Annotated in this window: 5 protein-coding genes and 4 pseudogenes; 5 read left to right on the forward strand and 4 right to left on the reverse strand. The window is 37.5% G+C overall.

Annotation, left to right across the window (positions count from 1 at the left end; genetic code table 11):
• A pseudogene (locus JCM9152_RS22805) lies at window positions 1-396 on the forward strand (hypothetical protein); the annotation flags it as partial.
• A 37-nt stretch (window positions 397-433) separates the two neighbouring features.
• Complete coding sequence (locus tag JCM9152_RS20520) at window positions 434-1243, forward strand: abortive infection family protein (RefSeq protein WP_081728166.1); 810 nt, start codon at window positions 434-436, stop codon at window positions 1241-1243.
• Between the two features lie 313 nt (window positions 1244-1556).
• On the opposite strand, the pseudogene JCM9152_RS20525 reads toward JCM9152_RS20520, so the two are convergent.
• Window positions 1557-2464, reverse strand: a pseudogene (locus JCM9152_RS20525) (LysR family transcriptional regulator).
• Window positions 2465-2609: 145 nt separating this feature from the next.
• On the opposite strand from JCM9152_RS20525, the gene JCM9152_RS20530 reads away from it, so the two are divergent.
• Window positions 2610-3638: an alpha/beta fold hydrolase gene (locus JCM9152_RS20530; protein ID WP_035347585.1), complete on the forward strand. Its 1029-nt coding sequence runs from the start codon at window positions 2610-2612 to the stop codon at window positions 3636-3638.
• Between the two features lie 237 nt (window positions 3639-3875).
• On the opposite strand, the pseudogene JCM9152_RS20535 reads toward JCM9152_RS20530, so the two are convergent.
• Together JCM9152_RS20535 and JCM9152_RS20540 are read right to left on the reverse strand one after the other, a co-directional pair.
• Window positions 3876-4669 (reverse strand): annotated as a pseudogene (locus JCM9152_RS20535) (SDR family NAD(P)-dependent oxidoreductase).
• A gap of 95 nt (window positions 4670-4764) precedes the next feature.
• Window positions 4765-5787 (reverse strand): AraC family transcriptional regulator, encoded by a 1023-nt coding sequence (locus JCM9152_RS20540; RefSeq protein WP_035347587.1) that lies wholly within the window; start codon window positions 5785-5787, stop codon window positions 4765-4767.
• 971 nt (window positions 5788-6758) lie between these two features.
• Between JCM9152_RS20540 and JCM9152_RS20545 the strand changes: the two genes are divergently transcribed.
• Together JCM9152_RS20545 and JCM9152_RS20550 are read left to right on the forward strand one after the other, a co-directional pair.
• Window positions 6759-7142 carry a VOC family protein gene (locus JCM9152_RS20545; protein WP_035347589.1) on the forward strand — a complete coding sequence of 128 codons (384 nt, stop codon included), beginning with the start codon at window positions 6759-6761 and terminating at the stop codon, window positions 7140-7142.
• 167 nt (window positions 7143-7309) lie between these two features.
• The gene (locus JCM9152_RS20550; protein ID WP_035347591.1) at window positions 7310-7804 is read left to right on the forward strand and encodes a GyrI-like domain-containing protein; all 495 of its coding nucleotides are present in this window, start codon (window positions 7310-7312) and stop codon (window positions 7802-7804) included.
• A gap of 304 nt (window positions 7805-8108) precedes the next feature.
• Here JCM9152_RS20550 and JCM9152_RS23575 read toward each other — a convergent pair.
• A pseudogene (locus JCM9152_RS23575) lies at window positions 8109-8293 on the reverse strand (pyridoxamine 5'-phosphate oxidase family protein); the annotation flags it as partial.

An 8293-nucleotide genomic window follows, 5' to 3' on the forward strand; every position in this document is an offset into this window, starting at 1 on the left:
AATTTAAAGCCCATTATCCCAATCTATCAAAAGGTAATACAGGATGTTGAATGGATTGAACATGACATTTTTGAATTGTTAAGTATGCAATCTCAACTCTACTATGATCATCACTATGACTTTGGCAAAGTCCTTGAATATGCAGGAGGGACAAGCAATAGTTTTTCAGGTGTAATATCCTTAAAAATATTAATAGAAGAGGGGATACTACCACCGTATTCGACGAATTTAACTGGTCCAAGCTTGTCTTTATTACTGCACGCAATTGATCATGATCATAATAAGAAAAATCCAAGAGAAGTAGAATCAAATTTTATCAATGATTGTGTAGAAATAATAGATGATATTTCTGAACCTTCAATTATCATAAAGGTAAAAAAGGATAGAGTGGAGTAGTAAACTTTAATATAAAAAGGGGGATTCAGTGAAGGAGATGTCTGATCTAATAGAAGAAAACGTCAAGACTAATTTAAATAATTTTAAAAGTGACTTTGAGAAGGCAGAATACTTACAAAGATTGTTAATTAACATGAGTACAAATGATGGACCCGCTGACAATGACCATTATGTAGAACTTAGAAGGTATTTTCTAAAAGATGCCAAAACAAGAAATCTATTACCAAGATATGTGAGGGATTATAGAGACCTTCAACAATTTTGGCAATTTATAAAGCATGAGTTATCCACATATGCTGAAAGAAGGCAATTAATATGGAATGACTTTAATGATCTGTTAAATTATTTGGAGGAACAGGAAGAAGTACCTTTAATAGAATCAATTGATGAGAACTTGCGGATATTTAATTCGGAACAAGTTCTTGACTATTGGAACAAGGCATTAAAGAGAAAAGAAAATGATCCTGAAGGTGCTATAACCATATCAAGAACACTTGTCGGTGTTCTAAAACATATATTAGATGAAAGGGATATAAGTTATAGTAGTAATGCTAGTTTACATGAAATTTATAAATTAGTAGCTAACGATTTAGATTTGTCTCCTGAACAACATGACTTAACTATTTTCAAACAAATTTTAGGTGGATGTTCATCAATTGTTAATGGTTTAGGTAATCTAAGAAATATCCACGGTGATGCCCATGGGAAAGGTAAGACACAGCACAGATTTTCTTTTAAAATTTTTGCTCTTTGCGCAATCACAAGAAGTCGAGAGTCTTCATGTGTTAGGGGATTACTTAAGGGCTACTTTATGGAAGCCAACGTATATCTGGCTAAGAAAAATTGAAGGAACAGCCATCCCTTAAAGAACGAACTGTCGCGGTCACCTTAGTATGATATGGAGCCACCTTTAGTTGGGTATTCATTTTTTGGCCCTGATCACGAAATATTTATAGACAGAATTTTCTGACTTCATTTATGCAACACTAGTGATTTCTTAACAGAATCATCTAATAGCTTTTAGCAGTTAAAGGTGCCTTAGATTATTATGTATAGAGGATCTGATAATAGTATTATATAGGTATTGAGTTTCCTGTTCCCTAATAGAAAATACGGTTAAATACAAAGAAATTCAAGACAATATGTCTAAATAGTTTTAACTATTTAGACATATTGTCTTCTTCTATAGCCATAAACTCCCTTGCTGTTTCTATGAAAGATAAAATAATCGGTGAAAGCCACTTGTCTTTATGCCAAGACATCTGTGTATATACATCCAAGTCTGAGACTTTCCAAGGAAGAGCAACAAGTTCACCACGTTTAACTTCGACTTCCGTTACTATTTCAGGAAGAAAGGCAATACCGATTCCCGAGATTGCGCACTGTTTAATGGCTTCGGCACTTTGAAACTCTAAAGAAGAAATACTATCAACATCACCTTTCTTAAATGTTCGGTCAAACATGGTTCGATAGGGACAACCCTTTTCATTAATGAGGAAAACTTCTCCTCGAAAATCTTCAAGCTGTAATATAGCTCGTTTCGCAAGGGAGTGGTCTGGAGAGACGAAAAAGTGAAAAGTTTCTTCTGTCAATGCTTCCACTGCAAGTCCTGTTGATTGAATGGGTTCTTCTAGTATAAAGGCGACATCGGAGCTTCCCTCAAAGAGCGTTTGTTTCAGTTGTTGATTTGGAACGGAGCGAAAGATAAGGCGAACTCCCGGATACCGCAAACGGAAAAGTTTAAAGACCTCTGGAAGTCGATAGGCGCAAACAACTTCGTTGGCACTGATCGTTAGAGTACCACTTAGAAATTCATTGTCATGAACGGAGCTGCGGGCTTCTTCCAATTTGTTTAGAATGTCCTGGACATGAGTTAAAAACGTTTACCCGCAGTTGTGAGAACGAGCTGCTTCCCCAAGCGATCAAATAGACGAACATTAAGCTCTTCCTCCAATGCTTTTATTTGCATCGTAACGTTAGAGGGCACATAGTTTAGTGCTTCAGCAGCTCGACTGAAATTTAAAGTTGTTGCAACCGTATAAAATGTATTCAGTTGGCGAAATTCCATCATAATTCCCCCCCTCGAACTTTCAATATTATTGAATACTACTATTAATTTTGTTCACTTTTATTGAAATTATCACAGCTTTATACTTAATAACAAGAAATACATATTAAATGTTTGTGTTTCATTTAGAAAGGAGTGGACACTCATGGAGGATTTTGAGCGTTATCATTTAGGTGATGTAACATTGCAGTCTGGAGTGACATTACCAAATGCTTTTCTTGCTTACAAGACTTATGGAACATTAAATGAAAGGAAAGATAATGTTATCGTTTATCCAACGGCTTTTGGCGACCGGCATGTTAATAATGAATGGTTAATTGGAAACGGGATGGCACTAGATCCACAGAAATATTTCATTATTGTTCCCAATCTGTTAGGGAACGGATTATCTTCATCTCCAAGTAATACGCCAGAGCCATTCGATAAGGCTAATTTTCCACACGTAACCATCTATGACAACATTCAATTACAGCATCGACTAGTGACCGAAAAGTTTGGCATTCAGAAAATTGCCCTTGTCGTTGGATGGTCAATGGGAGGTGTTCAGTCCCTCCAATGGGGGGCGATTTATCCTCATATGGTGGAACGAATTGCCTCCTTCTGTGGAAATGCAAAGACTTGGCCGCAAACGTATGTGGTCCTTGATGGACTTAAGGCTACGCTCATGGCCTCAATTGGCTCAGATTCTACTAAGTTAAACCAATTGACTTCTGATGACATGCGTGCTGTAGGACGTGTCTATGCAGGATGGGGATTATCGCAGACCTTCTATAAAGAAGGACTTTTTCGAGAACTGGGATTTGAATCCCTGGAAGATTTTGTGGCAGGAGTTTGGGAAGATAGTTTTATGAGTATGGATCCGCACAATGTACTAGCCATGTTATGGACAGGACAACACGCAGATATTAGTGCAAACTCCGTGTATAACGGAGAGTTTGATGAGGCACTCAAAAGCATAGAAGCGATTACTTATATCATGCCAGGAAGTACAGATCTCTTCTGCACGGCAGATAGTAACGAATATGAGGCTAATCTAGTACCTAATACTGAATTTCATCCTATCAACTCAGTATGGGGTCACTTTGCCGGTCGTGGGATTAACAGTACCGATAATAGATTTATTGATGACAATTTAAAGCACTTATTGGCACTTCCGTACAAAGAGGTAGATTAATTTGTTAGTTACTAGTGGATAACTCATAATTCTCATTCCAGATGTGAGCAAAAATCAAAATGATCTACTTTGTCTTGTAACCAATCTGTTGCTTTAAGTGTAACCCAAATGTCTAGTTATTTTTTTCGCATGGTTGCAATTAATGTAGGTTAACGATACTAGTAAAACTATCATTAAGAGGGGCTGTATCAATAGATCATTTTTACGACCTTTTGATATAGCCCCAAAGAAAAAGTGCTAAAAAATAGTCGGTACCATGCCTCCATCCATACGGATCGGAGAACCTTTAAAAGCCGATGCATAAGGGCTACATATAAAGGTAGTTAATCTACCTATCTCAGTTGGCTTGATAAATCGTTGAATTTCAGATTGAGGCAGATTTGTAGTCATAAATTCTTTCTCTTTTTCTGAAAAAGTCATATCTTCATTAGGGTACATCCCTTCAATTATTTGATGCACATTTTCAGAGAGCGATGGTCCCGGCAAGATCGTATTGACTGTAACCTCTTTTCCTATTGTTAATTTAGATAGGCTTTTTGACAATGATAATAGCATTGATTTTGTCATACAATATTGAGGCATTTGTCCTGAAGGCATAACCGCTTCTTCACTCGCAATAAAGATAATTCGGCCGAAATTATTTTTATCATTTTAGGTAAGTAAAATTTAGATAATCCATTTGCGGCAAGAACATTAGTACGGATATACTTTTCCCATACTTCATCGTCGACGTCCTCATATTTCATCATTTCATAAATCCCCATATTGTTAACTAAAATATCAATTTGGGGATGTTTTTGAAATAATGCTTCCCTTTGTTGAGTATCTACAATATCGGCAGTAGCATTTTGAGGGAAGCTATCAGGGAACGCTAACTTAATTTCATTTACGGTTCGTTCTACTTCTTCGTAATTTCGTCCATTAATTAGTACATTAACACCTTCTTTTGCAAGTTCAATGGCAATTGCTTTGCCGATCCCTCTTGTTGAACCAGTGACTATAGCTGTTTTATTTTTTAATTCCATATCCATCATACATTGCTCCTTTTAGTTTGGAAAATAATCTTTTCTTTTGTAGTTATTATTAAGCTATCCTGCTAATAAGACAGTGTCGAAAAGTAAATGAGTCAATTTATCGAGTTTGCACCGAGATGTTCTGTACGCCATTTCAAAGGGGTAGCACCTTCCCATAGGTGAAAGGCGCGGTAGAATGAGTTTTGGTCTTCATATCCAACCAAAAAGGCGACCTCTTTAATATCAAGTGACGGGTCTGCCAGGTACTCTCTTGCCTGCTCATGTCGAACTTTTATTAACAAATGCTTGAAGCTCGTGCCTTCTTCAGTAAGCCGCCGCTGCAAGGTACGATCGCTTATCCCTAATTCGCTCGCAATAGTCTGAATGTCAGGGCGGCCTCCTGTTAGGCTACGTTTCATGATCCACTTGACCGTCTCGGTAATGGAAGGGGTGCGTGGCTGCTCATTCAGCGACTGTTCTAGTACGGGAGTCAGTATCTCCAGCAATTCTGCATTGTACGAGACAAAGGGACGATCCAGATCGGCTCGATGTATAGTCAACCTGTTACCATTTGTCCCGATCTGAATTCGGCAGCCGAAGTAATCTTCAAGTGTTTGTAGGTCGCCAATCGAATGGGTAGAAAATTCTACGCACTTTGCTGTCAAAGGTTGTCCTGTGCCACGGCGTCCTAGCTCGATTAGAAATGCTAACGTAATGCCAAATAGAATGGGCAGACCGGGTTGTTCTCTATGCAATGTTTTTATTTCAATTGTACAGTGCTCACCCTCCTCGGTGATATGTAGGCTTTCAGGCGGGCACAGTTGTTTGTACCTGGCCATTCGCTTTAAAGCATCACGATAGTCACGAGCGTGATAAGTTGCTAAGACAGTCGGAGGGAAATGATCTGTTTCAAAGGATGTCGCAAGCTTGATGATTCCTTTGGCAGTGTCATCAATGAGATCGGAATAAGCCTGCCAGATCGCAAAATATTGGGCTGTGGTAACAACTGGATCAGAAACAATGGAGATTGGCAATTGTGCTTTTCGAACCACGTCGTGAGCGGCTATCCCCAATTGACGTAATCCTGCCCAAAATCCTACTGGAATTTTTATACGATTAGAGGTATACAACGTCATATATATAGTTCTCCTTTATCTATTTACATTAGTAGTTAAAGCGTAATTTGTATCTCTTTGCTAACGGTACAGATTAATAGTACCTCTCCTACGATGCTTTGTAACTAGCAAATGGCGCCAAAACACTTGCTAACTACGCCAAATTATAAGTGAAACGACAGAAATACATCATGCTATTCAGCAAATGGGGTTATGCTTGTTCGAGGCTGTATGGCTCAAGTCTGACCATGAATCAGGAGGGATGAGTTGTCATTGAGCAATTCCTAATAAGACCATCTATCAAATCAGGCAGAGGAGTCTATATAAGCTCTCTGGCTGATTTTCATACTGTGACGGATTTGATTACCTAGCTTTGCAAGGCTGAGTGCTTTATTAGAAGGTGCTGAAGCGGGTCATGCTTTTGATCATTTATTATGCAACACCAGTGAATAATCATAAAAGATTAAAAAATGGCGATTATTTATAATAAGAGGAGTGATGGATGTGGAATATGAAAAATTATCAAAATTTTTTTATAAAAAAGGTGATGAGTATGATAAAAATGAAATAAATAAAAGAAAAAATAGTTAGGGTAGCTATTTAACACCTCTAATTATAAGAGACTTTCGAAAGGAAGCTCTATCAACTATTTAATGTAAATATTCATAAATTAATGTCTCTTACTAACAAAGTACTAATAAATAGTTCGAGGGTATCTTCTCTAATAAGCAAGCTGCCGAATTTTGTAATAGAGAGACATATTTCCAGAAGTTAATTGTTGATGAAGCACAAAGTAATAATGAGATAGAAGGTATACGCAGTACAAAAAAAGAACTATAAAGAAGTATTAGTTGATGTAGTCAAAAAACATAAACGTTTTAAAGGCTTAATGAAAACCTACTTGTTTATTTTTTTTGAAAAAATGTAAGATTATGCTCTTAATTAGCATTTAACATAATATCACCAAAAATATAGAAAGGATGAGGTAGTTAATGTCTAAAAAGATGAACGATAGTCCAATTCAAAATAAGGTTGGTGGAATATTTGTGCCTGTTCGAAATGTGGAAAAAGCAAGGAAGTGGTACTGTCAAATGCTTGGCCTTCCTGAAACGGATGAAATAGATTTTGGTCATTTATATGTTTTACCAATGAATGGGGTAGACGTGATCTTGGATGAAATGCCGGTGTGGGGCGGTCTAGAAGAAGGTGGAGCAGAAGCGTACAAAGCACCAGCGTTTATGTTTCGAACCGGAGATATTTATGCTTCCTATAAATATATAAAAGAGATGGGTGCTGAACTCGTAATGGAAGTGGAAAACGATCAATGGTTTGTATTTAAAGATCCTGATGGAAATCACATCATGGTATGTCAATAATGTGAGGTGCTGGCGTGGGATCGCTTCAAAAATTAGACTATACACAAATTCCTGTTTGCCATTTAGAAGCACCAATTAAGTGGTACACGACCAACTTAGGATTAACTTTACAAAGTAAATGTTTGCTCAAAAAATAGACTAAACGCTTAAAGAATGGGGATGGGAACATGTCAAATAAGCAGTATGAAATTGTAACAAAGAACGGTTATCGCGCGGTTGGGATGAAGTGGGATGGCCCTTGGTCAGATAGTCAACAATTGAAAAATGTGATTCAAACAATGAGTGAGCGTGTTGAAGAACTGAACCATGCCGTGAATCCGACTATGCAATTAGGGCTGTCGTATCATTATCGACCAGATGGCTTCACTCATTACTCGATGTATGAAGTAACAGAAGAACAATCGATTCCGAAAGACATGATTGAATTGCACATACCTGAACTAACGTATTTTGTTACGAGGCACGAAAAAGGAGAGAATATCGGGGAATCTTATAATAAAATTTCTCGGTGGTTAGTGGAGAGTGAATATCAAGCTTATACTGAACCGAACGTCACGTACTATGAGGATACCTTACCAATTAAACACGAAAGGTATCCACATGATCGAGACGAGAATGATCCACACTTTGAAATTTGGATACCAATCGTAAATAAATTATAGGCCTAAAGGGGACATTTCAATTTTTGAAGACCACCCTAGCAAGCATTTGTACCCAGTTCATGGCATTACTTCTATACCTTCTTATAAATTCACCAATAGCTTCATTATTACCAGTCCTAGCTATCTTGATTAATGCTGGATCGTCGAGGGTTTTTACCCTTGTTTCATTATTATTAAGAGTCATTATTTAAGAAAATAACCTACATAATTAAATGAGGCTTTGAAAATAGTGAGTTCGTGTCGTCTTCAGCATTAGCCCCCTTCATCCCCTCTCCCACCCGAAATAACGGTAAGACAAAGAAATTTAAATATCCATATCCGCTTTCCTACCTGAGTAAAAAGCCAATTGCGGGTTCAACGGATTTTCTTTTGCTGTTCGTACGTTAGGAACTAGTCTATAAACCAATGTATGACTTCCTAATGAGGAGCGGTATTTCTCAATATGAGCTTGTGATAGGCTGCTATGATAGTAGCCTGGTACATACTTAC

The organism is Halalkalibacter hemicellulosilyticusJCM 9152, from assembly GCF_000513115.1.
Classification (GTDB): Bacteria; Bacillota; Bacilli; order Bacillales; family Bacillaceae_D; genus Halalkalibacter; species Halalkalibacter hemicellulosilyticus.

Bases quoted from the DNA above. Each gene is read 5' to 3' on its own strand.
- JCM9152_RS20545 (WP_035347589.1), top strand. From the start codon at position 6,759: ATGTCTAAAAAGATGAACGATAGTCCAATTCAAAATAAGGTTGGTGGA.
- JCM9152_RS20520 (WP_081728166.1), top strand. From the start codon at position 434: ATGTCTGATCTAATAGAAGAAAACGTCAAGACTAATTTAAATAATTTT.
- JCM9152_RS20550 (WP_035347591.1), top strand. From the start codon at position 7,310: ATGTCAAATAAGCAGTATGAAATTGTAACAAAGAACGGTTATCGCGCG.
- JCM9152_RS20540 (WP_035347587.1), bottom strand. From the start codon at position 5,787: ATGACGTTGTATACCTCTAATCGTATAAAAATTCCAGTAGGATTTTGG.
- JCM9152_RS20530 (WP_035347585.1), top strand. From the start codon at position 2,610: ATGGAGGATTTTGAGCGTTATCATTTAGGTGATGTAACATTGCAGTCT.